Here is a 25,233-nt window from a genome sequence, read left to right on the forward strand (position 1 = left end):
GCTGAGGAGCACCGCTCCTACACCACGCGATGGGACACGACCGCGGTGGCCAGGGCGGTGGGCAGCGGCAACAGCTTCAGGGTCGCGGCGGTGATGATGCCGAGCGTGCCCTCGGCGCCGATGAAGAGCTGCTTGAGGTCGTAGCCGGCATTGTCCTTGCGCAGGCCGCGCAGGCCATCCCAGACGCGGCCATCGGGCAGCACCACCTCCAGCCCCGCCACCAGGGCGCGCGCCGTGCCGTAGCGCAGCGCCTGCACGCCGCCGGCATTGGTGGAAAGGTTGCCGCCGATCTGGCAGCTCCCTTCCGCGCCCAGGCTGAGCGGGAAGAGGCGCCCTTGAGCACGCGCCGCCTCCTGGATCGTCTGCAGCACCACGCCGGCATCGACGGTAATGGTGTCGTTGTCGAGATCGATCGCGCGGATGCGGTTCATCCGCCGGGTGGAGATGACGATCTCCGTGTCGTCGCCATGGGGCTGGCTGGCGCCGGTCAGGCCGGTATTGCCGCCCTGTGGCACGATCGGTGTGCCGGTGCGGGCACAGACCACCACGACTGCGGCCAGTTCCTCCGTGCTGGCGGGCATCACGACCAGCGGCACGCGTCCCTCCCAGCTGTCGCGCCAGGCCACCATCATCGGCTGCATGGCGTCGCGGTCGGTGAGGAGGCCGCGCTCGCCCACGATGGCGCGCACCGGCTCCAGCACCTCCCGCGCGAAGCGCGCGGGATCGGCCGTCAGGCTGCGGCGCGGCCGGCCGGCAGGCGGCTCGGGGATGGTGTCCGGCATGGCTCATCAGTTCCTCTTTGTTGGGCGGGCGCCGCTGCGGCGCCCCTCCCCCCTGTCCGCGCCCGCCACAGGAGGGAGGGCAGGACTGCGGCCCCGGGTATCATCCGGAACGCCGCCAGCGCTTCCCATCCGGGGTGGCCTGATATCAGCTATAACCGCCCCAGCGGGGCTGGGATCAGGGCGACGCGCTGGCGGCGGGGGCGGGGGTGGCGGCGTCTTCCACAACGCCGCCCTGCCTAGGGCGGAGCGGCGAGCCGTCGGGGTTGCGCGTCACGCCGCGCAGCACGTCAAGTGGCACCAGCCGCTCCACCTCCGCCTGGATGATGCGCACGGCGGCACGCACCAGCGGCGTTACCGGCTTGTTGGAGGGCGTGGCGATCACCAGAAGGGCGCGCATCGCCGGCGAGGCGAAGGGGCGCACGCGCAGCCGCTGGTCTTTCACCTCGCGGTGCACGGCGCCGAAGGGCAGCACCGTGGTGCCGACGCCGCGCTCCACCAGCTGCTTCAGTGCAGCGACGCAATCAACCTCGGTCAGCACACGCGGCCGCACGCCTTCGGCGGCGCAGGCGGAGTCCAGCACGCGCCGCAGGCCGTTCTCGGGACCGGGCAACACACAGTCCCGCCCGGCCAGTTCGGCCAGCCGCACCGGCGCTCCGGGCGCCGCCTCTGGCCCGGCGGCGGCGGGCGGCTCAACGAGGAACAGATCTTCCAGCAGCAGCGGCGTGGCGATCAGGCTCGGGCTGCTGCGGGCGTCGTAGAGGACGGCGAGGTCGATGCGCTGCGCCTCGGTCCATTCGAGCAGCACGGCGCTGAATGCCTCGCGGATGCGCAGTCGGGCACGTGGGAACTCGGCGGCGAAGCACAGCGCCAGGTCGGCGCCCATGCTGGCCGAGATTGATGGCGGGATGCCGAGCATCACCTGTCCGACCGCGTCGGGCGCGCCGGCGGCCAGCTCCTCCCGCACGTCGGAGAGCTGCTGAACCACGCTCTGGCTGACCTCCAGGAAGCGCTGCCCCGCCGCGGTCAGCGATACACCACGGCCATGCCGGTAGAGGAGCAGTCCGCGCAACTCGGCCTCCAACCGGCCTATCTGCCGGCTCAGCGCGGGCTGGCTCACCCCCAGCCGCACCGCCGCCCGCGACAGGCTCCCGGCGGCGGCGACCTCCATGAAATAGCGGATCTGCAGAAGATCCATGCCTCCGGCTTCCCCCTCACCCGCCCAGCTCCAACGTCTGAGTTATAGCTTTTATATGGCTTTGCGCATGGGTTGCCAAAATCGCGATGGTATCGTGGCCACCACGCCGGGCCTGTGGGCACCGGCGAAGGCCTATGAGGACCGTCCATGCCGTCATCGCCCCTGTCCGGCATCAGCTATTCCTACCTCGCGGCGATGCAGCGCGCCTTCGAGGCCGATCCCGCCTCGGTGGAGCCAGGCTGGCGCATCCTCTTCCAGGTGCTGGCCGAGGCGGAGGTGTCGGCCGGCGAGGGCACGGTCGCCCGGGCGCTGGCGGCGACGGAATGGCGTGAGCGGGGGCACCTACAGGCGCAACTCGACCCGCTGGCGCCCCGGACGCTGCCCGCCGAGCCGCTGCAGGCCCTCTATGCCGGCACGCTAGCGGTGGAATCGGCGCATATCGACGATGCCGCTCGCCGCGCTTGGCTGCGCGACGCCGTCGAGGAGGGCACGGGCCTGCCGCTGCCGGCCGATCCGCGCGCGCTGCTGGCGGAGCTGATCGCGGCGGAGGAGTTCGAGGCCCTGCTCGGCCGGAAGTTCCCGACCAAGAAGCGCTTCGGCGCCGAGGGGGCGGAGGCCGTACTGCCGTTGCTGCGCCGGGTGCTCGCCCGCGCGGCGGCCGAGGGCGTGTCCCGCGCGGTAATCGGCACCATGCATCGCGGCCGGCTGTCGCTGATGGCCAACGTGCTGGGCCGCGCCCTCGCCCGGCTGGTGGCCGAGGTGAAAGGCGCGCATCCCTTCCCCGCCGACCCGTCGCGGCCGGGCGACGTGCCCTACCATCTCGGCCAGGAGGCAGAGCTGGTGCTGGACGGACACCCGATCACCGTCACCCTGCTCGCCAATCCCTCGCACCTGGAAGCGGTGGATCCGCTGGTGCTGGGCCGCGCCCGCGCGGCGCAGGATGCGGCGGGCGGTCCCGGCACCGTGCTGCCCATCATCATTCATACCGACGCGGCGGTGGTGGGTCAGGGCGTGGTGGCCGAGTGCATCCAGCTCGGCGGCCCCGCCGGCTATTCGGTCGGCGGCACGGTGCACCTGATCATCAACAACCAGATCGGCTTCACCACCGAGCCGCAGGAGGCGCGCACCTCGCGCTACTGTACCGGCCCTTGGAAAGCGGTGGACAGCGCCATCCTGCATGTCAACGGCGACGACCCCGTGGCCGTGGCCCGTGCCGCCGACATCGCCTTCGCCTGGCGCCAGAGCCAGGGCTGCGACGCAGTGGTGGACCTCGTCTGCTACCGCCGCAACGGCCATAACGAGATCGACGAGCCCGGCTTCACCCAGCCGCGCCTTTATGCCCGCATCGCCGAGCAGGTGCCGGTGGCCCGCGCCTTCGCTGCCCGACTGATGGCGGACGGGGTGGTAACGGAGGCGGAGGTGGCCGCGCTCGCCGAGGCGGCGCGCGCCCGCTTCCAGGCCGGTTACCAGGAGGCCGCAGGCTATCGCAGCAATGCAAGCGGCTATCCGCCCCGCCCGCCGCGCGGGGCCGCCGAGACTGGCGTCGCCGCGCCCATGCTTGAGGAGATCGCCGCGGCCCTGACGGCAGCGCCGGAGGGGATGCAGCTGCACCCGCGCATGGGTCGCGTGCTGCGCCAGCGGGCGCTGGAGCCGGCGGGAATTTCCTGGCCCTCGGCCGAGGCGCTGGCCTTCGGCAGCCTGCTGCGGCAGGGCGTGCCGGTGCGGCTGTCGGGCCAGGACGTGGTGCGTGGTGCCTTCTCCCACCGTCACTTTGCCCTGGCCGACACCGCCAGCGGCGCGCGCCATGTTGGGCTGAATGCCCTGGCGCCGGACCAAGCGCTTTTCCAGGCCTTCAACAGCCCCCTTTCCGAGTATGCCGTGCTGGGCTTCGAATACGGCTACAGCCTGGAGCGGCCGGAGGCGCTGGTGATCTGGGAGGCGCAGTTCGGCGACTTCGCCAACGGCGCACAGATCATCATCGACCAGTTCATCGCCGCTGCGGAGGCGAAGTGGTGCGATCCCTCGCGCCTCGTGCTGCTGCTGCCGCACGGGCTGGAGGGACAGGGGCCGGAGCATTCCTCGGCGCGGCTGGAGCGCTATCTGCAGTTAGCGGCGGGGGAGAACCTGCGGATCGTGCATCCCTCCACCCCGGCCAACTATTTCCACCTGCTGCGCGAGCAGGCGCTCGGCCACCATGACCGCCCGCTGGTCGTGATGAGCCCGAAGAAGCTGTTGCGCCTGCCCGAGGCACTCTCCCCGCTCGCCGACTTCCTGCCTGGCACCGGCTTCAGCCCGCTCATCGCCTTGGTGCCCGAGGGGGCGCCGAACGCCGTGGAGATCGTGCTGCTCTGCTCGGGCAAGATCCCCTATGAACTGGAGGCGATGCGCGCGGCCCGCAAGGCAGCCGAGGTGGCCATCCTACGGCTGGAACAACTCTATCCGCTGCCCGCCGCCGAAATCGCCGCGCAGCTTCGCCGCTGGCCGCGCGCCCGGCTGCTCTGGGTGCAAGAGGAGCCGGAGAACATGGGCGCCTGGCGATGGCTGGACCGTCAGCTTGAAACCATCGCGACGGAAGCGGGCTGCCTGCACCCGCGCCTCGCCTATGTCGGCCGGCCGGCTTCACCGTCGCCCGCCGGCAGCTTCCACGGCGCGCATGACGAGGACCAGAACGCCATCCTGGAGCAGGCCTTCGCCGCCACTCTCGCGGGAAGCCGTGCGGCATGAGTGGGGGCATCCTAGAGGGGCTGCGCGTCGTCGAGGTCTCGGCCTTCATCGCCGCGCCGCTCGGCGGCATGACGCTGGCGCAGCTCGGCGCGGAGGTGATCCGCATCGACCCCATCAGTGGCAACATCGATTACCGGCGCTGGCCACTCGCCCCCTCGGGCAGCAGCATCTACTGGGCCAGCCTGAACCGCGGGAAGCGCTCTGTCGCCCTCGCGCTGAATCGGCCCGAGGGGCAGGAGATCGCCCGCGCGCTGATCGCCCGGCCGGACGGGGCCGGCGAACGGGAGGGGGGAATCCTGCTCACCAACCTGCCCGCCGCCGGATGGATGAGCCATGCGGCCCTGTCCCGCCACCGGGCGGACCTGATCATGCTGCGCCTGACCGGCAACCATGACGGCAGCGGCGCGATGGACTACACTGTGAACTGTGCCTCTGGCTTTCCGGTCGCCACGGGTCGGGACGCGGCGCCGGTGAACCATGTGCTGCCGGCCTGGGACATCGCGGCCGGCCTCTATCTTTCCACCGGGCTGCTGGCAGCCGAGCGCGCGCGTCGGAAGGACGGCCAAGGCCGCGAGGTGACGCTCGCCCTGTCCGACGTGATGCTCGCCAGCGTCGGCAACCTCGGCTACCTGGCCGATGTGCAGGTGAACGGCACGGTGCGCCCGCCCATGGGCAACGACCTCTACGGTGCGCTTGGGCGGGACTTCACGACGCGTGACGGGCGCTCGGTGATGATCGTCGCCATCTCCAACCGGCAGTGGCGCGCCATCGGCCAGGCCACGGGGCTGGCGGAGAAGTTCGCCATGATCGGGCCGATGATGGAGGTGGACCTCGATACGGAGGGCGGTCGCTTCGACGCGCGCGGCGCCATCTTCGCCCTGCTGGAACATTGGTGCGCGGCACGCAGCCTGGCCGAGATCGCCGCCGCCTTCGAGGGCAGCGGCGTGCTCTGGGGTCCGTACCAGGATTTCGGCCAGCTCCTGACGGAGGACCCGCGCTGCTCCCAGACGAACCCGATGTTCGGGCGGATCGACCAGCCGGGGATCGGCAACATCCTGGCCCCGGCGGGGCCGCTCGGCTTCTCCGGCATGGAACGTCTGCCGCCGCGACCCGCGCCCGTGCTGGGCCAGGACACCGACCAGGTGCTGGCCGAGGTGCTGGGCCTCTCTGCCGCAGCCATCGGCAAGCTGCACGATGCCGGCACCGTCGCCGGCCCCATGCCTTTTGATATCCCTCAGGCACGGTGAGGACGCCCATGCCGGACGCCCCCATCCTCCCCACGCTGCTGGCCGACTGCGCCGCCCTGCTCGGCGCGGCCGAGCGCCTGCACGAGGCCTCGCGCCATGCCCTAGCGGCGCTGATCGCCGCCGGCGGCAAGCCCGACGCGGCCAGGCTGGAGACGCATCAATACGCCGCCCATGGCCTCTCCTGGCAGGCCACCTATGTCGAGGCGCTGCGCCAGACCCTGGCCTGGGCCCGGGCGCTGGAGGCCGCAGGCGCCCTGGGGGCTGCGGAGCGCGCCATCCTGCATCTGGGCTTCGCGGAATACGGCGCGCAGCTTGCTGGCGGAATCACCATGAGCCAGTCCGAGGTGATCCGCCCGGCCGAGATGGACGTGCCGGAGGCGGAGATCACCCGCTACGCCGCCGAGCCGGCACTCGCCGCGCTGGCCGCCCGCCCAGCGCTGGAGGCGGCGCGCCGCGCCCTGGCCACAGAGCTGGACGAGGGCCGCTTTGGCGCATTGGGGCTGGATGACGACGTGCTGGAGGCGATGCGGGAGCAGTTCCTCCGCTTCGCCGCCGCTGAAGTGGTGCCGCATGCCCAGGGCTGGCACGCGCGTGACGCGCTGATCCCGCTGCCGCTGGTGGAGAAGCTGGCCGAGATGGGCGTCTTCGGCCTGACCGTGCCGGAGGAATTCGGCGGGCTCGGCCTCGGCAAGGTGGCGATGTGCCTGGTTTCGGAGGCGCTCAGCGGGGCCTATCTCGGCATCGGCTCGCTCGGCACGCGCTCCGAGATCGCGGCCGAGCTGATCCGCCTGGGCGGCACGGCGCAGCAGAAGGCCGACTGGCTGGAGCGGATCGCGACCGGCGAGATCCTGCCCACCGCCGTCTTCACCGAGCCCAATACTGGTTCCGACCTCGGCAGCCTGCGCACCCGCGCCGTGCGCGAGGGCGATGTCTACAAGGTCTATGGCGCCAAGACCTGGATCACCCATGGCGCGCGCTCGGACCTCATGACGCTGCTGGTGCGCACCGACCCGGAGGCCGCCGACTATCGCGGCCTCTCCATGCTGCTGGCGCTGAAGCCGCGCGGCACAGAGGCCGACCCCTTTCCCGCCCCCGGCATGACCGGCACGGAGATCCCCGTGCTCGGCTATCGCGGCATGAAGGAATACGAGATCTCCTTCGACGGCTTCGAGGTGCCGGCGGGGAACCTGCTCGGCGGAGTCGAAGGCCAGGGCTTCAAGCAGCTGATGGAAACCTTCGAGAGCGCGCGCATCCAGACCGCGGCGCGCGCGCTCGGCGTGGCACAGAACGCGCTGGAGCTCGGCCTGCGCTATGCGCGGGAGCGGGCGCAGTTCGGCAAGGCGATCCTCGGCTTCCCGCGCGTGCACGCCAAGCTCGCGATGATGGCCACCGAGACCATGATGGCGCGCCAGCTCAGCTACTTCGCCGCGAGGCAGAAGGATGCCGGCCGCCGCTGCGACATGGAGGCCGGCATGGCGAAGCTGCTCGCCGCGCGCATCGCCTTCGCCAACGCCGACGGCGCGCTGCAGATCCATGGCGGCAACGGCTACGCGCTGGAATACCCGATCAGCCGTGTGCTCTGCGATGCCCGCATCCTGTCCATCTTCGAGGGTGCTGCGGAAATCCAGGCACAGGTCATCGCGCGTGGCCTGCTGGGCCGCGCGAACTGAACGAACCTGCCCGAGGCGCCGGCACAGGCGCAGGGCCAGACTGGGGAGAAGTCCATGCAGCACCTGACCCGCCGCCGCGGCCTGACCGCAGCGGGCGCAGCCCTGGCCACACTGGCGTGCTGGCGCGCCACGCCTGCCCACGCCGAGGACTGGCCGCAGCGCAGCGTCACCATCGTGATCGGTTTCCCGCCCGGCACGGCGACGGACAGCGTGGGCCGCCTCCTCGCCGACCGGCTCTCACGCAGCCTCGGCCAGCGCTTCATCATCGACAATCGCAGCGGACAGGGCGGCTCGATCGGCGCCACGATCGTGTCTCGTGCGGCGGCCGACGGCTATACCCTCACCATTGGCGCCTCCGCCCCGCAGGCGATCAATCCGCACATCTATCCCGACTTGGCCTACGACCCCCGCAAGGATTTCACGCCGATCGAGCAGCTAGTGCAGCTGCCCTACCTACTGGTCGCGGGGAAGCATACCGGCTTCCGCAGCCTGGATGACATCGTGTCGAAGGCACGCGCCAAGCCGGGCGCAGTGACCTATGCCACCACTGGCAACGGGACAACCTCGCAGCTGCTGATGGCGATGCTGGTCAAGGAGGCGGGCGTGCAAATGACGCATGTGCCTTACCGAGGCACGGCACAATCCCTCACCGACATCGTGGCCGGCCGGGTGGACATCACCTTCGACACCATGATCGGTACACTTCCCTTTGCGCGGGACGGCCGGGTGCAGGCCATCGCCGTGGGGACCAAGGTCCGCGTGCCGATCGCACCAGACGTGCCGACCACTGCGGAAGCGGGCTATCCCGGCGTGCAAGGTGGCGCTTGGCTCGGCATGCTCGCCCCAGCGGGCCTTTCACCCTCCATCGTCCAGCGACTGCATGCCGAGGTCGAAAAGATCCTGGCGGATGCGGCCTTCCGCCAAGCCATCGCGGAGATGGGAGCGGTGGTGGACCCGGCGGGACCGGAGGAATTCGCCCGGGTGGTGCATAATGATTACGACCGTTGGGGCGAGATCGTCCGCGTGACTGGTACCAAGCTGGAGTAAGGCCCCGCAACGGCTTGCACCGCGACAATGCCCTGCTGCTGTGGCAGCCACTGGTGACCATCACCCCCAGGCTGCGCGGCCCGGGCGAGGCTTCACGGCGTCGAAACCGCCGCCGTCAGCCGCTCCGGCTTGGCCGTCAGCACAAGCCGGACAGTGCGCGGCCTGAGCGGCACGCGATCGGCGGCTTGCCTCTCGCACCATATGACTTGGTCGTTCAGCGTCGGAATGGAGAGGAGCACCAAGCCCACTCGCTAGCGCGGACTATGCCCGGAGCATGACCGTGTCCATTCCCGTGGGACCAGCGTGGGACGCCCGAACGCGAAAAGCCCGGCGCGGGGGCCGGGCTTTCTCAAATTCTCCTTGTCGCCCAAGGAGAAAGGCTGGCGCGCCCGGGAAGATTCGAACTCCCAACCCCCAGATCCGTAGTCTGGTGCTCTGTCCAGTTGAGCTACGGGCGCCGGGCCAGCCGGCGGGGAGATAGCCAGAGGCATCCCCGCCGGCAAGGCGGCCCGCGCGATCGTTACGCCGCCACCTTGTCCAGCTCGCGCAGGATGGCGTCGCCCATCACGCTGGTGCCGACGCGGGCGGTGCCGGGGCCCATGATGTCGGCGGTGCGCAGGCCGCCGGCCAGCACCTTCTCCACCGCCGTCTCGATCATCGCCGCATCCTCCTCCATGCCGAAGGACCAGCGCAGCAGCATGGCGAAGGACAGGAGCTGGGCGCAGGGATTGGCGATGCCCTTGCCCGCGATGTCGGGCGCCGAGCCATGGATCGGCTCGTACAGCGCATGGCGGCGGCCGGAGGCGTCCGGCGCGCCCAGCGTGGCGGAGGGCAGCATGCCGAGCGAGCCGGTGGCGGCTGCCGCGAGGTCCGAGAGCAGGTCGCCGAAGATGTTGCTGGCCAGGATGACGTCGAACTGCTTCGGGCGCAGGCAGAGCTGCATGGCGCAGTTGTCGGCGTACATGTGCGAGAGCTGCACGTCCGGGAACTCGGCCTTGCCGATCTCGCTGACCACGGCGCGCCAGAGGCGGCCGGACTGCATGACGTTGGCCTTCTCGACGCTGGTCATCTTGCCGGTGCGCTTGCGCGCCAGCTCGAAGGCCACGCGCGCCACGCGGGCGATCTCGTCCTCGGTGTAGACCTCGGTGTCGATGCCGCGCCGCTTGCCGTCCGCCATGACCTCGACGCCGCGCGGCTCGCCGAAATAGATGCCGCCGGTGGATTCGCGGACGATCATCAGGTCGAGGCCGCGCACCACGTCCGGCTTCAGGCTGGAGGCATCGACCAGCGGGTCCAGCACCACGGCGGGGCGCAGGTTGGCGAACAGGCCCAGCTCCTTGCGCAGCCGCAGGATGCCGAGCTCGGGCCGCTGCTCGAAGGGAAGGGAGTCCCATTTCGGGCCGCCCACCGAGCCGAACAGCACCGCATCGGCCGCGAGCGCGCGCTCCACCGTGGCATCCGGGCAGGGAGAGCCCTCGGCCTCCAGCGCGGCGCCGCCGACCAGCCCCTCCTCCAGCGCGAAGCTCACATGGCGGCGGCGATCCATCCACTCGATGACGCGGCGCACCTCGCGCATCACCTCGGGACCGATGCCGTCGCCGGGCAGAACCAGCAGCCTCTTGTTCGCCGTCATGTTGCCTGTCTCGTCCCTTCCCGTTTGGGTTCGTGGTTCAGCGATACAGCCAGGGCTGCGCCGCGCGCTGCCTCGCCTCGAAGCTGTCGATGGCGGGCGCCTGCTGCATGGTCTGGCCGATGTCGTCCAGCCCGTTCAGCAGCAGGTGCCGGCGCAGCGGGTCGATCTCGAAGGGGATCTCCTCGCCATTCGGCCGCACCACCACCTGCCGCTCCAGGTCGACGGTGATGCGGGCATTGGCGCCGAGCCTGGCATCCTCCATCAGCTGGTCGCACACCTCGCGCGGCAGGCGCACGGGGAGGATGCCGTTCTTGAAGCTGTTGTTGTGGAAGATGTCGGCGAAGTCGGGCGCGATGACGCAGCGTATGCCGAAGTCGAGCAGCGCCCAGGGGGCGTGCTCGCGGGACGAGCCGCAGCCGAAATTCTCGTGCGCGATCAGGATCTCCGCCCGGCGGTAGGGCTCCTGGTTCAGCACGAAGTCCGGGTTCTCCGAGCCGTCCTCGCGGTAGCGGAGATTGGCGAAGAGCGACTTGCCGAGCCCGGTGCGCGCGATGGTCTTGAGGAAGCGCGCGGGGATGATCTTGTCGGTGTCGACATTGGCCATCGGCAGGGGTGCCGCGATGCCGGTCAGGGTGGTGAAGGCGTCCATGGCTCAGTGCATCCCCTGGGCGATCTCGCGCACGTCGGTCAGGTGGCCGGTGATGGCGGCGGCGGCGGCCATGGCCGGCGAGCAGAGATGCGTGCGCCCGCCCGGCCCCTGCCGCCCCTCGAAGTTGCGGTTGGAGGTGGAGGCGCAGCGCTGGCCGGGCTTGAGCTTGTCCGGGTTCATGCCGAGGCACATGGAGCACCCCGCCTCGCGCCACTCGAAGCCCGCCTCCTTGAAGACGGCGTCCAGCCCTTCCCGCTCGGCCTGGAGCTTCACCAGGCCGGAGCCGGGCACCACCATGGCGCGCACCCCCTCGGCGACCTTGCGGCCGCGGGCGATGGCGGCGGCGGCGCGCATGTCCTCGATGCGGCTGTTGGTGCAGGAGCCGATGAAGACCACGTCCACCTTGAGGTCGGTGAGCTTCTGGCCCGGCGTCAGGCCCATATACTCCACCATGCGGCGGAGCTGCTCGCGGCGCGCCTCGTCGCCCCCGCCTTCGGGGTCGGGCACGGTGGCGGTGATGGGCAGCACGTCCTCGGGGCTGGTGCCCCAGGAGACCATCGGCACGATCTCGGCGGCGTCGAGGAACACCTCCTTGTCGAACACGGCGCCCTCGTCGGTGGGCAGCGTCTTCCACCATTCCACGGCGCGGTCGAAGGCCTCGCCCTGGGGCGCGTAGGGGCGGCCCTTGACGTAATCGAAGGTGGTCTGGTCCGGCGCGATCATGCCGGCGCGCGCGCCCGCCTCGATCGACATGTTGCAGATCGAGAAGCGCCCCGCCATGTCCAGCGCCCGGATGGTCGAGCCGGCATATTCGATGACATGGCCATTGCCGCCCGCCGTGCCGATCTTGCCGATGATGGCCAGCACGATGTCCTTGGCGGTGCAGCCGGCGGGAAGCTGGCCCTCCACCGTCACGCGCATGTTCTTGGCGCGCTTCTGCAGCAGGGTTTGCGTCGCCAGCACATGCTCCACCTCGGAGGTGCCGATGCCGAAGGCCAGCGCGCCGAGGGCGCCATGGGTCGAGGTGTGGCTGTCGCCGCAGACGATGGTCATGCCCGGCAGGGAAAGGCCCTGCTCCGGCCCGATGATGTGGACGATGCCCTGGCGCGCATCGGTCAGCGGGATGTAGGGAACGTTGAATTCCTTCACGTTCCGCTCCAGCGTCTCGACCTGCACGCGGCTCTCGGGGTCGTCGATGCCGGTGAAGCGGGAGGCATCCGTGGCGATGTTGTGGTCCACCACGGCCATGGTGCCGTCCAGGCGGCGCACCGGGCGCTTGGCCATGCGCAGCCCCTCGAAGGCCTGCGGGCTCGTCACTTCATGCACGAGGTGCCGGTCGATGTAGAGAAGCGCGGTGCCGTCCGGAAGCGTCTCGACCAGATGCGCGTCGAAGATCTTGTCGTAGAGCGTGCGCGGCTTCGTGGCCGACATGGTGGTGTCCTCGTGGCAGATGGAACGAACACCCGCATGGCCTGGGGCTTGGGGCCCAGCGCCACACGGAGGGCGCTTTGGCGTCGCGAGGGGAGGCATCCCCCGGAACTCCCGCCGGCATCGGTGCGGCACGAGGGAGGCATCCTCGGCCGGCGCACCGCCGGTCCAGACATATTATCCCCGGCCAGGACGGGCGGAACCCCTCCTGGCCGAATTCCCCGCGGCGGCGCCACGGGCAGCGTGAGGCGGGGGCCGGAAACCCCCCCCGCCCGCCGCTCAGTCCTTGGCGGCGCGCGGCGCGGCCTTCTCGGCGATGCGGGCAGACTTGCCGGTGCGGCCACGCAGGTAATACAGCTTGGCGCGGCGCACCTTGCCCCGGCGCAGCACGGCGATCTCGGCCACGTTCGGGCTGTAGAGCGGGAAGACGCGCTCCACGCCCTCGCCATAGGAGAGCTTGCGCACGGTGAAGTTGCTGTGCAGGCCCTTGTTGGAGCGCGCGATCACCACGCCCTCATAGGCCTGGGTGCGGGTGCGCTCGCCCTCGACCACCTTCACCATCACGCGCACCGTGTCGCCGGCCGCGAAATCCGGCACGGCGCGGGCCTCGACCAGACGGGAGAGCTGCTCCGCGTCGAACTGCTGCAGCAGGTTCATTGTTGTAGTTCCTCTCGACAATCCGTTTAGGCGGCGCGGGCCGCCCGTTCAATCCTGTGTCTCGTGCTGCCGGGCCGCGTGGCGCGCCCAGAGATCCGGCCGCCGCTCGCGCGTCGCCGCCTCCGCCTGCTCCCGCCGCCACTTCGCCACCGCCGCGTGGTGGCCGGACAGCAGCACATCGGGCACCGCCCGCCCCTGCCACACCGCCGGCCTGGTGTAGTGCGGGTATTCCAGCAGCGCCCCGCGCGGGTCGGAGAAGCTCTCCTCCTCCGCGCTGTCGGCGCCGCCCATCACCCCCGGCAGCAGGCGCACGCAGGCGTCGAGCAGCAGCAGCGCCGCCGGCTCCCCGCCCGAGAGCACGAAGTCCCCCACCGAGACCTCGCGCATGGCGCGTGCCTCGATCACCCGCTGGTCCAGCCCCTCATAGCGGCCGCAGACGAGCACCACGCCCGGACCCGAGGCCAGCTCCCGCGCCAGCGCCTGATCGAGCAGGCGCCCGCGCGGGGTGAGATAGACCAGCGGCCGCGGCGCTTCCCCTTCCGGCTCCCCGGCCAGGGCGGCGGCACAGGCGGCGTCCACCACGTCCGGCCGCATCACCAGCCCGGCGCCGCCCCCGCAGGGGGTGTCGTCCACCGTGCGGTGCCGGTCCGTCGCGAAGTCGCGGATCTGCAGCGCGTCCAGGCTCCACCGCCCCTCGCGCAGCGCCCGCCCGGCCAGGGAATGGCCGAGCGTGCCCGGGAACATCTCCGGAAACAGCGTGAGGGCGGTGGCGCGCCAGGTCACGCGGCACCTCCGCGCACGCCGCGCGGGCCGGTGCGCCGGGGCGCGTCCTGCCGGCGCGGCAGCGGGCGGACCGGCTCGGGCAGCGCCGCCTCCGGCTCGGCCTCGCCCTCGCCGGGGGGAACCACCACCGCCTCGGGCAGCGCCACCGTCACCGCGCCGCCGGCGATGTCCACCACCGGCACCACGGCACGGGTGAAGGGCAGCAGCGTCTCCCCCCCCTGCGCGTCGCGCAGGACAAGGATGGTGCCGGCGCCGAAATCCTCGACGGCGGCGACGCGCCCCACCTCCCGCCCCTCGGCATCGCGCGCGGCGAGGCCGATCAGGTCGGCGAGGTAGAACTCCTCCTCCCCGGCGGGGGGAAGGCGGTCGCGCGCCACGTACAGGCGGGTGCCGGTCAGCTTCGCGGCGGCGTCGCGGTCATTGACGCCCTCGATCCGGGCGAGGCCGCCCCCCAGCCATTGCAGCGCGAAGCGCCGCCCCCCGCCCTCATCCGAGAGCGGGCCGTAGGCGGCGATGTCCGCCGGCTCGGCGGTGAAGGACTGGACGCGGACCAGCCCACGGACACCGTGCGGCCGGCCGATCTCCCCCACCAGGATGCGCTTCGTCATGGCTCAGCGGCGCCTGTGGCCCGGGCGCCTGCTCAGCCGGCCGCGGCGGCGGCGGCGGCGGCGCGCTCCTGCGCCTTCTTCTTCGGCGCGGACTGCTTCGGCTGCTCGCGGAACACCGGCATCGGCGCCAGCTCGGCGCGGCCGAGGAACTTCGCCACGCGGTCGGTCGCCACGGCGCCGTTGCTCAGCCAGTGCTTGATGCGCTCATCCTGCAGGCGGACGCGCTCGGCATGGTCGGAGGGCAGCATCGGGTTGTAGCTGCCGACCTTCTCGATGAAGCGGCCGTCGCGCGGGGAGCGGCTGTCGGCCACCACGATGTGGTAGTAGGGGCGCTTCTTGGCACCGGCGCGCGCGAGGCGGATCTTCAGGCCCATATTCGGTTCCTATGCTGGTCTATCGGTTGATCAGAAGGGGCGCTTGCCGTTCTTCATGGTCTAGAAGGGGCGCTTGCCCCCGGCACCGGGGAGAAGCGCGCCCAAACCGCCGCGCATCAGCCCCTTCTGGCCGAGCTTGCTCATCCGCTTCATCATCGCGGACATATCGTCGAACTGCTTCAGCAGCCGGTTGACGTCCTGCACCGTGGTGCCCGAGCCGGCGGCGATGCGCTTCTTGCGGCTCGCCTTCAGGATGTCGGGGTTGCGGCGCTCCTTGGGCGTCATGCTGCCGATGATGGCGGCCTGGCGCTTGAGGATGCTGTTGTCGAGATTGGCGCTCTCGAGCTGGGCCTTCATCTTGCCGATGCCCGGCAGCATGCCCAGGATGCCCGAGAGCGAGCCCATCTTGCCGATCTGCCTGAGCTGCGCCGCGTAGTCCTCCAGGTCGAACTGACCCTTCTGCATCTTCGCGGCGAGCTTCTCCGCCTCGGCCTTGTCGATCGTCTCGGCCGCGCGCTCGACGAGGGAGACGATGTCGCCCATGCCGAGGATGCGGCCGGCGATGCGGTCGGGGTGGAAATCCTCCAGCGCGTCCAGCTTCTCGCCGGCGCCGAGCAGCTTGATCGGCGCGCCGGTCACCGCCCGCATGGACAGCGCCGCGCCGCCGCGCGCGTCGCCATCGACGCGCGTCATGACGATGCCGGTCAGGCCCACGCGCTCGTTGAAGATGCGCGCCGTGTTCACCGCGTCCTGGCCGGTCATGGCATCGACCACCAGCAGGCTCTCATGCGGGCGGGTGGCGGCCTTGACCTCGGCCACCTCGTCCATCAGCGCCTCGTCGATCGAGAGGCGGCCGGCGGTGTCGAGGATGACCACGTCGTACAGCTCGCCGCGCGCCACCTGCATGGCCCGCCGCGCGATCTCGAGCGGCCCCTGGCCCTGGATGATGGGCAGGCTGGCAACGCCCGCCTGCTTCGCCAGCGTCTCGAGCTGGAGCTGCGCCGCCGGGCGGTGCACGTCCAGGCTGGCCAGCAGCACCTTCTTCTTGTCGCGCGCGCGCAGCCTGAGCGCGATCTTGCCCGAGGTGGTGGTCTTGCCCGAGCCCTGCAGGCCCACCATCAGGATGGCGACCGGCGCCGCGGCGTTCAGGTTCAGCCCGGGGACGTGCTCGACCCCCTCGCCACCCCCCAGCGCCTCCACCAGGCAGTCATTGACGATCTTGACGACCTGCTGGGCGGGGGAGACGGAGCGGAGCACCTCCTGGCCCACGGCGCGCTCGCGCACCTTGTTGACCAGGTCCTTGACCACCGGCAGCGCCACGTCGGCCTCGAGCAGGGCGATGCGCACCTCGCGCAGCGCCTCCGACACGTCCGCCTCCGACAGCGCGCCGCGGCGGCGCAGCCGGTCGAAGACCCCGTTCAGCTTGCCCGACAAGGCTTCAAACATGGTGGGCCTCGAACATCGTGGCCGCCGTCATCCTTCCATGCGGGACGAGTCCCGCCCATAACAAAACGCGCCGCTGCGCGAGCCTTCGCGGAGCGACGGAGCCGGGCCTCTCCGGGAGGCGCCGACCAAAAGGTTTCCGGACAGGGCCGGATGGCGGGTTCTAGACTCCCCCCGCCCCAGGGTCAAGGATCGGCTGCGCGGCCCGGGCGGGCCGTCCCGCGGGCAGGCCGCGCGCCGCTTGCATTCCCTCCCGTCTCGCTCCTATGGTCATCCCCATGATCACGCGCATTCCCTCCCGCTTCTGGTGGTGGCCGCAGCAATAGGCGGCCCGCGCGTTTTCCTGTTCACACGGCCGCCACGGATCTCCGGGCGGCTTTTTTTGCGACCTTTCCCCTCTGCCTCCGGATGCCCGTGGCCCCCAAAGCCCGAAGGCGACCATGCAGACCGAGCACCCCACCCCCAGCTACCGGACGCAGGGCGGCGTCATCATCCACCGCCACAGCGAGGCCACCGAGGCCGAGGGCGCCCGCGAGGCGCTGGCCCGCCGGCTGGACCGGCAGCGCGGCGTGCTGCTTTCCTCCTCCTTCGAGTTTCCCGGCCGCTACACCCGCTGGGACCTGGGCTTCGCCGACCCGCCGCTGATGGTCACGGCGCGCGGCCGCTCGGTGCGGATCGTGGCCCTGAACGGGCGGGGCGGCGTGCTGCTGCCGGCCATCGCCGCCGCGCTGCGGCCGATGCCGGAGCTCGCCGCCTTCACCGAGAGCGCCGACGAGATCGCGCTTTGCGTCCGCGCGCCCGAAGCGGCGCTGCCGGAGGAGGAGCGCTCCCGCCTGCCTTCCGTGTTTTCCGTGCTGCGCGCGCTGCGCGACCTGTTCGCCAGCGCCGAGGACCCGCATCTCGGCCTCTACGGCGCCTTCGGCTACGACCTGGTGTTCCAGTTCGAGCCGGTGGCGCTCCGCCTGCCCCGCGCCGCCGACCAGCGGGACCTGGTGCTCTACCTGCCGGACGAGATCCTGGTGGTGGACCACCTGCGCGGCGCCGCCACCCTGCACCGCTACGACTTCACGGTGGCCGGCCGCGACACGGAGGGCCAGCCCCGCGCCACCCGCGCCGATCCGTTCCGCGCCGGCAGTGGCGCCATTCCGCCCGCGAGCGACCACGCCCCCGGCGAGTATGCCGCCATGGTGGAACGCGCGAAGCGGGCCTTCGAGCGCGGCGACCTGTTCGAGGTGGTGCTCGGCCAGACGTTTGCGGGCTCCTGCGCCGAGGCGCCGAGCGTGCTGTTCGACCGGCTGCGGCGCGTGAACCCCGCCCCCTATGGCGCGCTGATGAACCTCGGCGAGGGCGAGTTCCTGGTCGCCGCCAGCCCCGAGATGTTCGTGCGGGTCGAGGGGAAGCGGATCGAGACCTGCCCGATCAGCGGCACCATCCGCCGCGGGCGGGACGCGCTGGAGGATGCCGCCAACATCCGCGCCCTGCTCAACTCCGAGAAGGAGGAAAGCGAGCTGACCATGTGCACTGACGTGGACCGCAACGACAAGTCGCGCGTCTGCGTCCCCGGCACGGTGCGCGTCATCGGCCGGCGGCAGATCGAGATGTATTCCCGCCTGATCCACACGGTGGACCATGTGGAGGGCACGCTGCTGCCGGAGCGCGACGCGCGGGACGGCTTCCTGTCCCATGCCTGGGCGGTGACGGTGACGGGGGCGCCCAAGAGCTGGGCGATCCGCCATGTCGAGGCGGAGGAGCGCTCCGCCCGCCGCTGGTATGGCGGCGCGATCGGCCGCATGACCTTCGACGGCAACATGAACACCGGCCTCACGCTCCGCACCATCCGGCTGAAGGACGGCGTGGCCGAGGTGCGCGCCGGCGCCACCCTGCTGCATGACAGCGACCCGGCCGCCGAGGAGGCCGAGTGCCGCCTCAAGGCCAGCGCCATGTTCGCGGCCATCCGCGGCGAGGCGCCCGCCCCCGCCGCCGCCCTCCCCGCCACGCCCCGCCCCGCCGGCCCGGCCCCGCGCGTGCTGCTGGTGGACCACGAGGACAGCTTCGTCCACACCCTGGCCGGCTATCTCCGCGCGGCCGGGGCGGAGGTGCGCACCCTGCGGCCGGAACTGGCGCGCGCCGGGTTGCGCGAGAACAACAACCTCGATCTCGTCGTGCTGTCCCCCGGCCCCGGCCGGCCCTCGGATTTCGCCATGTCCGAGACGCTGGATCTGGTCATCCGGCGCGGCCTGCCCGCCTTCGGCGTCTGCCTCGGGCTGCAGGGCGTGGTGGAGTATTTCGGCGGCGCGCTGGACGTGCTGGCGCGGCCGGTGCACGGCAAGCCCTCCCTGGTGCGCAACCTCGGCGGGCGGCTGCTCGGCCACCTGCCGGAACGCTTCACCGTTGGGCGCTACCATTCGCTGCACGCCCGGCGCGCCGCGCTGCCAGACGCGCTGCTCGCCACGGCGGAAACGGAGGACGGGGTGGTGATGGCGGTGGAGCACCGCACGCTGCCGCTCTCGGCGGTGCAGTTCCATCCCGAATCGCTGATGACGGACCCGGGCACGATCGGGATGCCGCTCATCGCGGGGCTGCTGCGGGAGCCGGCGCTGGCGTGAGGAAAGGCCCCGGGGAAAGGAACTCCCCAGGGCACCCTTTTTCTTTCCGGCGGTTTTCGGGCCCGCCCGCGCGACGCCCACGGGCGGGAGCCCTAAGCTTCCCCGCGAATCCGCTGGGAGAAGCCGCCATGCCCGACTGGACACGCGCCACCGCCGAAGCCGCCGCCCTCGCCGGCGCCTGGTCCGAGGCACGCGGGCCGGGGGGCGCGGTGGCGCTGTTCGACACGGGCGGCATCCGCCATGCCGTGGCGGGCGGCTTCGCCAGCCTCGAGCACGCCCTGCCCTTCACGCCGGACACCACCAACCGCCTCGCCTCCATCAGCAAGCATTTCCTGGCCGCCACGCTGCTGCTGGAGGAGATCCCGCTGGAGGCGCCGCTCGGCACGCTGCTGGCGGAGCTGCCCCCCGCCATCGGCGCCGTGCCCCTGGCGCGGGCGCTGGACATGACCGGCGGCCTGCCGGACATGATGGAGGCGCTGTGGCAGCAGGGCGTGCCCTACACCGCCAGCCTCACCGCCACCGAGGTGATGGCGGTCCTGCGCCGCCTGCCGGGGGTGAACGCGCCGCCCGGCGAGGAGATGGCCTATTCCAACACCGGCTGGCGGCTGGGCCAGTCCGTGCTGCCGGCGCAGCGCGGCGTTTCCTATGCCGAGGCGCTGCGCCGCCGCCTGCTGGAGCCGCTCGGCCTGCCCTTCTTCTTTCCGGAGGACGAGGCGGAGCCGGTGCCCGGCCTCGCCACCGGCTACTGGCGCGATGGTTCCGTCTGGCGGCGCGGGCGGTATGGCATGCATTTCTCCGCCTCGGGCGGCATGGCGGGCAGCACGGCTGCGCTGGCCCGCTGGGCCTCCGCGCTGCTGGCCGGGCGCGGCCCGCTGGAGGGCATGCTCGCCCGCCTCGCCGCCCCCCGCCACTTCGCCGACGGCACGAAAAGCGCCTATCGCCTCGGCCTGGTCCGCACCCGGCTGGGGGCGGTGGAGGTGGTGGCGCATGGCGGCTCGCTGCCCGGCTACCGCAACCACCTGCTGATGGCGCCCGATCTCGGCTGCGGCGTGGTGCTGCTGACCAACCGGGAGGAGGACGCGCTGCTGCCGGCGCTGCGCATCCTGGCCGCGCTGGTGGAGGAGGCGGTGCCGCCCCCCGCCACTCCCGTCGCACCCGGCCTCTTCGCCGCGGCGGAGGGGCCCTTCTGGGCCGAGCTCACCGCCGGCGCCATCAGCGTCATGGGCGGGCACGAGGCGCTGGTGGCGGGCTGCGCGCCGGAGGAGGCGCGCAGCCTGCCCGCCTATCTCGACATCCGCCTCCGCGCCGAGGGGGAGGACGTGCTGGCGGGGCGCATCGGCGGCGTGGCACGGCGGCTGCACCGCGTGCCGCCCGGCCTGCAGCTGGACCCCGCGCTGGTGGGCGAATGGCGGGAGGCGAGCTTCGGCGCCCGGCTTTCCATCCGCGCCGACGGCACGGCGCGCTTTCCCTGGGCGGGCGGCCTCGGGCGGGAGACGGTGCTGACGCCGCTTCCGGGCGGCCGCGCCCTGGCCAGCCTCACCCATGGCCCCTGGACGCACCGGCCCTGCCTTTGGCGGCAGCCCGACGGCTCGCTGCGGCTTGCCAGCCACCGTTCGCGGGTGTTGCATTTCCGCCCGTGCAACGACACCGGGACCGCCGCATGACCCTTTCCCGTCTCGCATGCCTGCTGCTGGCCGCCGCCCCCCTGGCGCTGTCCGCCCCGGCCCGGGCGCAAGCGCAGGGGCAGCCGCAGGGGCAGGCCTCGCCGGCGCCCGGCCGCACGCTGCGCGTGGCGCCGCATGCCGACCTCCGCACGCTGGACCCGGTCTTCGCCTCCATCGTCATCACCCGCATGCACGGGCTGATGATCTACGAGACGCTGTTCGCCTGGGATTCGAAGCTGCGCCCGCACCCGCAGATGGTGGAAAGCTTCTCCACCTCGGAGGACGGCCTCACCTGGAGCTTCCGCCTGCGCGAGGGGCTGCGCTTCCACGACGGCCAGCCGGTGACGGCGCGCGACGTCATCGCCTCGCTGAAGCGCTGGATGGGGCGGGACACGGTGGGCGGCAAGCTGGCCGAATACACCGCCGCGCTGGAAGCGTCCGACGACCGCGGCTTCTCGCTGAAGCTGAAGCGGCCCACCGGCATGGTGCCCTTCGCCCTCGGCTCGGCGGTCGGCCAGATCCCGGCGATCATGCGCGAGAGCGACGCCGCCACCGACCCGATGAAGCCGGTGACGGACACCATCGGCAGCGGCCCGTTCCGCTTCAACCGCGCCGAATGGCGCAGCGGCGCCCGCGTGGTCTATGACCGCAACGCCGACTACCGCCCGCGCGCCGAGCCGGCGGACGGCCTGGCCGGCGGCCGCGTGGTGAAGCTCGACCGCGTCGAGTGGGTCATCATGCCCGACCCCGCCACCGCCGCCGCCGCGCTGCAGACGGGCGAGATCGACATCTGGGAGCAGCCGGGGCAGGACCTGATCCCGGTCATCGGCCGCAGCCGCGAGGTGCGGGTGGAGCGCTATTCCAGCCTGCCCAACCAGGCGATGCTGCGGCCCAACCACCTCTACCCGCCCTTCAACGACCCGCGCGCGCGGCTGGCGCTCGCCTACGCCACCGATCAGGCGGACTTCCTCGCCGCCGGCTTCGGCGACGAGCGGTGGTGGAAGCGCTGCGGCTCCTACTTCGTCTGCGGCGGCCCGAACGGCACGGAGGCGGGCGCCGCAGGCTACGCGAAGCCGGACCTCGACACGGCGCGCCGCCTGCTGGCCGAGAGCGGCTACAAGGGCGAGACGCTGGTGCTGACCTCCTCCTACGACATCGCGCATATCGGCCGCATGGCGGAGGTGGCGGGCGAGGCGCTGAGGAAGATCGGCATGAACGTCGATGTGCAGTTCGCCGACTGGGGCACGGTGACGACGCGGCAGGCCAATCGCGGCCCCGTGGACCAGGGCGGCTGGAACCTGTTCGTCACCACCGCCTCGGGCGCCACCATGCAGTCGCCCATCACCAACATCGGCACCAACATGGCCTGCGCCCGCGCCTGGGCCGGCTGGCCCTGCGACGAGGAGGCGGAGCGCCTGCGCAACGCCGTGGCGGAGGCACGGGACGAGGCTGGCCGCATGGCCGCGACCGAGGCGCTGCACCGCCGGCTGGCCGAGATGCAGCCCTATCGCGTGCTCGGGCAGTACGACCAGCCCTATGCGCGGCGCGCCAACATCTCCGGCGTGCTGGAGGCGCCGGTCATGGTGTTCTGGAACATCGAGAAGAGGTAGGCCGCCCTCAGCGCTTCAGGGCGAGGCGCTTCGGCGCCTCGCCGGGCGGCATGGCGGCGAAGGCGGCGCGCACCGCGACCGGCCATTCCGCCACCCTGCGCTTCTCCAGGTCGACGCACAGGAAGAGCAGCTCGCACTCGGCGCTCTCCCACCCTTCCGTGCCATGGAACAGGCGGTGGCGCAGCAGCAGGCGCTTGGCGTCGTGCGCCAGCACCTCGGAGCGCGCGGCGAGCGGCATGCCCTGCGTCACCTCCCGCTTGTAGGCCACCCAGTTCTCCGCAGCGAAAGTGCCGAGCCCCTGGGCGCGGAACACCGGCCCGAGGCCAAGGCGCGGCCACAGCAGGTCGGTCGCGAGATCGAAGGCCACTACGTAGTAGGCGAGGTTCATGTGGCCGTAATGGTCCACCCATTCGGGAAGGACGTGGCCTATGGCTGCCGGAGACGGCATCGGCGGAAAGGCTTGATCGGGACCGGACATCACCACCCCTGGCTGGACGGCCCCCGGCCGCGCGCCGAGAGGCCACTCGCATGGCCGGCGCAGGGGACCATGCGGGCCGCCATATCGCAAGGCCCCGGCCCTCCTCCTTCGGCGAAGCCGCTGGCGCCTTCGGGCGTACGCTTCCGGACAGCCAGGGGAGCCCGGCACGCTCCAGAAGGATGCGCATGACACAGGCACCCAGCACCGGGCGGAAGCCCGACCTGACGGGCACGCGCATCCTGGTGGCCGAGGACGAGACGGTGATCGGCATGATGATGGAGGACATCCTCATCGGCGCCGGCGCACTTGTGCTTGGACCTTTTGTTTCGGTCCAGGACACGCTCCGGATGGTGGAGGTCGCGGTGGAGGACGGTGGAATCAGTGCCGCCGTGCTGGATGTCCAGCTCGGCGATGGAAGGGCCAGCCAGATTGCCGATGCCCTGCGCGGGCACGGCGTGCCCTTCATCTTCGCCACCGGATATGACAGCCATCCGGTGCTGGACGGCAACAGGGGCGTTCCGGTTCTGCGCAAGCCTTTCAACCCGGAGGATCTGGTCCGTGCGGTCGGGGAGCTTTGCCATGCCGCGGTATCGTCCACCCCGCTCCGGGCTGTTCCGGGATGCGCTCCGTCCTGAAAGCGTTTCTTGCCTGTCTGTACGGTTTCGCACCATGACTGCCGCCGAACTGATCTATAAGGCTTCCATTGCCTGCTGAGGACCTCCGGCGCGGGCGACTGGGAGATGTGTGTGTTCCCGCCGACACCATAACGGCGGGAGCTATCATGACAGCCGATCCCCGGGCTTCGTGCCCCCCTCGCAACCGCCTGCTCGCCAGCCTGCCGCCGGAAAGCCTCGCCCGCCTGCGGCCGATGCTGACGCTGGTGGAAATGCCGATCCGCCGCACCCTGCACGCGCCGGACATCCCCATTGAAACCGTCTATTTCCACGAGACGGGGTGGGCCTCCATGCTGGCCGTGCTGGAGGATGGCAGCGGAGCGGAGGTCGGCCTCGTCGGCTTCGAGGGCATGGTTGGCCTGCCGGTGATCCTCGGCGGGGAGACGGACGAGCTGGAAGCCCTCGTGCAGGCGCCCGGCACCGCCTACAGCATGGGCGCGGAGGCGCTGAGCCAGGCGATGGAGGAAGATGCCGTCCTGCGCCGGCTGCTGCTCCGCTTCGCCCTCGCCTTCCACAGCCAGGCGGCGCGGACCGGCGCCTGCAACGGCCGGCACAACACCGAGCAGCGTCTGGCGCGCTGGCTGCTGATGGCGCATGACCGCGTGGAGGGGGACGAGTTCCCCATGACGCACGAGTTCCTGGCGATGATGCTCGGCGTGCGGCGCGCCGGCGTGACCGTGGCGGCCGGCGCCCTCCAGAAGGCGCAGCTCGTCGGCTACGAGCGTGGCCGGGTCAGGATCCTGAACCGCCGCGGCCTCGAAGCGACCGCCTGCGAATGCTACGGCGTGACGCGCCGTGCCTATGAACGGCTGCTCGGCGGAGGCGGGCCGCGCGGCTGTCGCTGAGCGGCTCCCGCTCCCATGGCCCCGGCCCGGCAGGCTGGCGCGCCGCTAGGGAAGCACGGGCGGGCGGCATCAGCTGGGCGGAGTTCAGGATCTCTTGATGGGGGGATCGTACGGTAGCGCACAACAAGCGCGTTCATCGGGCATTGACAGCAGGCGCCCCACAGCGGCCGGGGAGAGCGAAAGGAAGCCTGGTCGATGCGTATTCTGGTGGTCGAGGACGAGGTGCTGATCGCCATGGTGCTGCGGGAGGCCCTGGAAACCGCGGAACATGAGGTGATGGGGCCCGCCGCCACCCTGGATGAGGCGCTCGCGCTGTGCGAGGCGGAGCGGCCCGAGTTGGCGCTGCTCGACATCAACCTGCGGGACGGCAGCAGCGGGGTGGAACTGGCCCGCATCCTCCGCCGGCGGTGGAACATCCTCTCCATCTTCGTCAGCGGCCAGATCCTGGAAGCCCGCGGCGCGCGGGACTTCGCCCTCGGCGCCATCGGCAAGCCCTACGAGACCCGGACGGTGCTCCGCACCATCGAGATGGTGCGCGCGATGATGCAGGGCGAGCAGCCCCGGAGCATTCCCGCGGGGCTGGAGCTGTTCGGCGCGGCCAGGCCGGGCAGCGCCACCATCTGAGCGCCCGGCGCCTCGCGGGCGCCGGCCACGCCGTTTCGCTCAAGCCGTACGCTTTCGCACCGACAGGGCGGGCTCCGGTCCGTAATCGGGAAAGGCCCGCCGATGCCTGCGGGCGCGGGTGGCCGAGACGGTTTCGGGCTCCCGCCGATACCCCTGGCAAGAGCCTGCTTTGGTCCCTCCCGATTCCTCCGTGCCCAACCCGCGCAACAAGCTTCTTGCGGCGCTTCCACCCGGCAGCCTTTCCCGCATCTGGCCGGAGCTCAGGCCGGTGGAGCTGAGCCTCCGCGCCAGCCTGCATGAGCCGAACGTGCCCATCACCGCCGTCTACTTCCCCGAGAGCGGCTACATGTCGATGGTGGCCCGCATGCAGGATGGCGAGGCGGCGGAGGTGGGGCTGGTGGGGCATGAGGGGCTGGTCGGCCTTCCCGTGCTGCTCGGGGACGACCACAGCGACATAGAGGCGCTGGTGCAGTGCCCTGGCCTGGCACTGAG

21 protein-coding genes, 1 tRNA gene and 1 pseudogene are annotated in these 25,233 nt (G+C 71.5%); 11 read left to right on the forward strand and 12 right to left on the reverse strand.

The genetic code is table 11. The annotated features are described in order from the left end of the window. Nucleotides 1-17: 17 nt before the first annotated feature. Both CR162_RS19630 and CR162_RS19635 read right to left on the reverse strand, forming a co-directional pair. Complete coding sequence (locus CR162_RS19630) at nt 18-782, reverse strand: FAD-binding oxidoreductase (protein WP_099097212.1); 765 nt, start codon at nt 780-782, stop codon at nt 18-20. 175 nt (nt 783-957) lie between these two features. Continuing rightward, a complete protein-coding gene (locus CR162_RS19635; RefSeq protein ID WP_099097213.1) occupies nt 958-1,977 on the reverse strand; it encodes a LysR family transcriptional regulator in 1,020 nt (339 codons plus the stop codon). Nucleotides 1,978-2,124: 147 nt separating this feature from the next. Here CR162_RS19635 and CR162_RS19640 point away from each other — a divergent pair, with 147 nt between their 5' ends. From CR162_RS19640 to CR162_RS19655, 4 genes are read left to right on the forward strand one after another with little or no spacing between them, the layout of a single operon-like run. Then, a complete protein-coding gene (locus CR162_RS19640; RefSeq protein ID WP_099097214.1) occupies nt 2,125-4,701 on the forward strand; it encodes a 2-oxoglutarate dehydrogenase E1 component in 2,577 nt (858 codons plus the stop codon). Next, on the forward strand, nt 4,698-5,948 hold the full coding sequence (locus CR162_RS19645; protein WP_099097215.1) for a CoA transferase: 1,251 nt from the start codon (nt 4,698-4,700) through the stop codon (nt 5,946-5,948). Before CR162_RS19640 ends, CR162_RS19645 begins: the two co-directional genes overlap by 4 nt. 8 nt (nt 5,949-5,956) lie before the next feature. Continuing rightward, nucleotides 5,957-7,618, forward strand: coding sequence for an acyl-CoA dehydrogenase family protein (locus tag CR162_RS19650; RefSeq protein WP_099097216.1), 1,662 nt, complete (start codon nt 5,957-5,959; stop codon nt 7,616-7,618). A 54-nt stretch (nt 7,619-7,672) separates the two neighbouring features. Next, entirely contained in the window at nt 7,673-8,665 is a 993-nt protein-coding gene (locus CR162_RS19655) for a Bug family tripartite tricarboxylate transporter substrate binding protein (RefSeq protein ID WP_099097217.1), read from the forward strand. Between the two features lie 381 nt (nt 8,666-9,046). Here the strand turns inward: CR162_RS19655 and CR162_RS19660 are convergent. From CR162_RS19660 to ffh, 9 genes are all read right to left on the reverse strand, one after another. After that, nucleotides 9,047-9,123: transfer RNA gene (locus CR162_RS19660), tRNA-Arg, on the reverse strand. Between the two features lie 62 nt (nt 9,124-9,185). Beyond that, nucleotides 9,186-10,298 (reverse strand): 3-isopropylmalate dehydrogenase, encoded by a 1,113-nt coding sequence (gene leuB / locus CR162_RS19665; RefSeq protein ID WP_099097218.1) that lies wholly within the window; start codon nt 10,296-10,298, stop codon nt 9,186-9,188. A 37-nt stretch (nt 10,299-10,335) separates the two neighbouring features. Continuing rightward, nucleotides 10,336-10,947: a 3-isopropylmalate dehydratase small subunit gene (gene leuD / locus CR162_RS19670; protein ID WP_099097219.1), complete on the reverse strand. Its 612-nt coding sequence runs from the start codon at nt 10,945-10,947 to the stop codon at nt 10,336-10,338. Between the two features lie 3 nt (nt 10,948-10,950). Further along, nucleotides 10,951-12,378: a 3-isopropylmalate dehydratase large subunit gene (gene leuC / locus CR162_RS19675; protein WP_099097220.1), complete on the reverse strand. Its 1,428-nt coding sequence runs from the start codon at nt 12,376-12,378 to the stop codon at nt 10,951-10,953. Between the two features lie 276 nt (nt 12,379-12,654). Next, on the reverse strand, nt 12,655-13,032 hold the full coding sequence (rplS, locus tag CR162_RS19680) for a 50S ribosomal protein L19 (RefSeq protein WP_099097221.1): 378 nt from the start codon (nt 13,030-13,032) through the stop codon (nt 12,655-12,657). Nucleotides 13,033-13,080: 48 nt separating this feature from the next. Then, the gene (gene trmD / locus CR162_RS19685; RefSeq protein WP_099097222.1) at nt 13,081-13,815 is read right to left on the reverse strand and encodes a tRNA (guanosine(37)-N1)-methyltransferase TrmD; all 735 of its coding nucleotides are present in this window, start codon (nt 13,813-13,815) and stop codon (nt 13,081-13,083) included. Then, on the reverse strand, nt 13,812-14,423 hold the full coding sequence (gene rimM, locus CR162_RS19690) for a ribosome maturation factor RimM (protein ID WP_099097223.1): 612 nt from the start codon (nt 14,421-14,423) through the stop codon (nt 13,812-13,814). Before rimM ends, trmD begins: the two co-directional genes overlap by 4 nt. A 32-nt stretch (nt 14,424-14,455) precedes the next feature. Continuing rightward, entirely contained in the window at nt 14,456-14,797 is a 342-nt protein-coding gene (gene rpsP / locus CR162_RS19695) for a 30S ribosomal protein S16 (RefSeq protein ID WP_099097224.1), read from the reverse strand. A 60-nt stretch (nt 14,798-14,857) separates the two neighbouring features. Then, nucleotides 14,858-16,243: a signal recognition particle protein gene (ffh, locus tag CR162_RS19700; RefSeq protein ID WP_099097225.1), complete on the reverse strand. Its 1,386-nt coding sequence runs from the start codon at nt 16,241-16,243 to the stop codon at nt 14,858-14,860. A gap of 437 nt (nt 16,244-16,680) precedes the next feature. Between ffh and CR162_RS19705 the strand changes: the two genes are divergently transcribed. The 3 genes from CR162_RS19705 to CR162_RS19715 all read left to right on the forward strand — a co-directional run bounded on the left by CR162_RS19705 (nt 16,681) and on the right by CR162_RS19715 (nt 22,120). After that, nucleotides 16,681-18,846, forward strand: a complete 2,166-nt coding sequence (locus CR162_RS19705) for an anthranilate synthase component I (RefSeq protein WP_099097226.1) — start codon at nt 16,681-16,683, stop codon at nt 18,844-18,846. A gap of 128 nt (nt 18,847-18,974) precedes the next feature. Then, entirely contained in the window at nt 18,975-20,510 is a 1,536-nt protein-coding gene (locus tag CR162_RS19710; protein WP_099097227.1) for a serine hydrolase domain-containing protein, read from the forward strand. Continuing rightward, nucleotides 20,507-22,120 (forward strand): ABC transporter substrate-binding protein, encoded by a 1,614-nt coding sequence (locus CR162_RS19715; protein ID WP_099097228.1) that lies wholly within the window; start codon nt 20,507-20,509, stop codon nt 22,118-22,120. The genes CR162_RS19710 and CR162_RS19715 overlap by 4 nt, the downstream gene beginning before the upstream one ends. Nucleotides 22,121-22,127: 7 nt before the next feature. On the opposite strand, the gene CR162_RS19720 is transcribed toward CR162_RS19715, so the two are convergent. Beyond that, entirely contained in the window at nt 22,128-22,568 is a 441-nt protein-coding gene (locus CR162_RS19720; RefSeq protein WP_176559946.1) for an acyl-CoA thioesterase, read from the reverse strand. Between the two features lie 215 nt (nt 22,569-22,783). On the opposite strand from CR162_RS19720, the gene CR162_RS19725 reads away from it, so the two are divergent. The 4 genes and pseudogenes from CR162_RS19725 to CR162_RS19740 all read left to right on the forward strand — a co-directional run. After that, on the forward strand, nt 22,784-23,233 hold the full coding sequence (locus tag CR162_RS19725; RefSeq protein WP_099097230.1) for a response regulator: 450 nt from the start codon (nt 22,784-22,786) through the stop codon (nt 23,231-23,233). 146 nt (nt 23,234-23,379) lie between these two features. Next, the gene (locus tag CR162_RS19730) at nt 23,380-24,117 is read left to right on the forward strand and encodes a Crp/Fnr family transcriptional regulator (protein ID WP_176559947.1); all 738 of its coding nucleotides are present in this window, start codon (nt 23,380-23,382) and stop codon (nt 24,115-24,117) included. 195 nt (nt 24,118-24,312) lie between these two features. Then, the gene (locus tag CR162_RS19735; protein WP_099097231.1) at nt 24,313-24,741 is read left to right on the forward strand and encodes a response regulator; all 429 of its coding nucleotides are present in this window, start codon (nt 24,313-24,315) and stop codon (nt 24,739-24,741) included. Between the two features lie 169 nt (nt 24,742-24,910). Next, nucleotides 24,911-25,233, forward strand: a pseudogene (locus tag CR162_RS19740) (Crp/Fnr family transcriptional regulator); the annotation flags it as partial.

It is taken from the genome of Teichococcus rhizosphaerae (assembly GCF_002631185.1).
Lineage (GTDB): Bacteria > Pseudomonadota > Alphaproteobacteria > Acetobacterales > Acetobacteraceae > Pseudoroseomonas > Pseudoroseomonas rhizosphaerae.

Bases quoted from the DNA above. Each gene is read 5' to 3' on its own strand.
- CR162_RS19725 (WP_099097230.1), top strand. From the start codon at position 22,784: ATGACACAGGCACCCAGCACCGGGCGGAAGCCCGACCTGACGGGCACG.
- rimM (WP_099097223.1), bottom strand. From the start codon at position 14,423: ATGACGAAGCGCATCCTGGTGGGGGAGATCGGCCGGCCGCACGGTGTC.
- CR162_RS19635 (WP_099097213.1), bottom strand. From the start codon at position 1,977: ATGGATCTTCTGCAGATCCGCTATTTCATGGAGGTCGCCGCCGCCGGG.
- CR162_RS19655 (WP_099097217.1), top strand. From the start codon at position 7,673: ATGCAGCACCTGACCCGCCGCCGCGGCCTGACCGCAGCGGGCGCAGCC.
- CR162_RS19710 (WP_099097227.1), top strand. From the start codon at position 18,975: ATGCCCGACTGGACACGCGCCACCGCCGAAGCCGCCGCCCTCGCCGGC.
- CR162_RS19730 (WP_176559947.1), top strand. From the start codon at position 23,380: ATGACAGCCGATCCCCGGGCTTCGTGCCCCCCTCGCAACCGCCTGCTC.
- CR162_RS19645 (WP_099097215.1), top strand. From the start codon at position 4,698: ATGAGTGGGGGCATCCTAGAGGGGCTGCGCGTCGTCGAGGTCTCGGCC.
- CR162_RS19650 (WP_099097216.1), top strand. From the start codon at position 5,957: ATGCCGGACGCCCCCATCCTCCCCACGCTGCTGGCCGACTGCGCCGCC.
- CR162_RS19640 (WP_099097214.1), top strand. From the start codon at position 2,125: ATGCCGTCATCGCCCCTGTCCGGCATCAGCTATTCCTACCTCGCGGCG.
- CR162_RS19715 (WP_099097228.1), top strand. From the start codon at position 20,507: ATGACCCTTTCCCGTCTCGCATGCCTGCTGCTGGCCGCCGCCCCCCTG.
- leuB (WP_099097218.1), bottom strand. From the start codon at position 10,298: ATGACGGCGAACAAGAGGCTGCTGGTTCTGCCCGGCGACGGCATCGGT.
- CR162_RS19735 (WP_099097231.1), top strand. From the start codon at position 24,313: ATGCGTATTCTGGTGGTCGAGGACGAGGTGCTGATCGCCATGGTGCTG.
- leuC (WP_099097220.1), bottom strand. From the start codon at position 12,378: ATGTCGGCCACGAAGCCGCGCACGCTCTACGACAAGATCTTCGACGCG.
- rpsP (WP_099097224.1), bottom strand. From the start codon at position 14,797: ATGGGCCTGAAGATCCGCCTCGCGCGCGCCGGTGCCAAGAAGCGCCCC.
- CR162_RS19720 (WP_176559946.1), bottom strand. From the start codon at position 22,568: ATGCCGTCTCCGGCAGCCATAGGCCACGTCCTTCCCGAATGGGTGGAC.
- ffh (WP_099097225.1), bottom strand. From the start codon at position 16,243: ATGTTTGAAGCCTTGTCGGGCAAGCTGAACGGGGTCTTCGACCGGCTG.
- CR162_RS19630 (WP_099097212.1), bottom strand. From the start codon at position 782: ATGCCGGACACCATCCCCGAGCCGCCTGCCGGCCGGCCGCGCCGCAGC.
- CR162_RS19705 (WP_099097226.1), top strand. From the start codon at position 16,681: ATGCAGACCGAGCACCCCACCCCCAGCTACCGGACGCAGGGCGGCGTC.
- leuD (WP_099097219.1), bottom strand. From the start codon at position 10,947: ATGGACGCCTTCACCACCCTGACCGGCATCGCGGCACCCCTGCCGATG.
- rplS (WP_099097221.1), bottom strand. From the start codon at position 13,032: ATGAACCTGCTGCAGCAGTTCGACGCGGAGCAGCTCTCCCGTCTGGTC.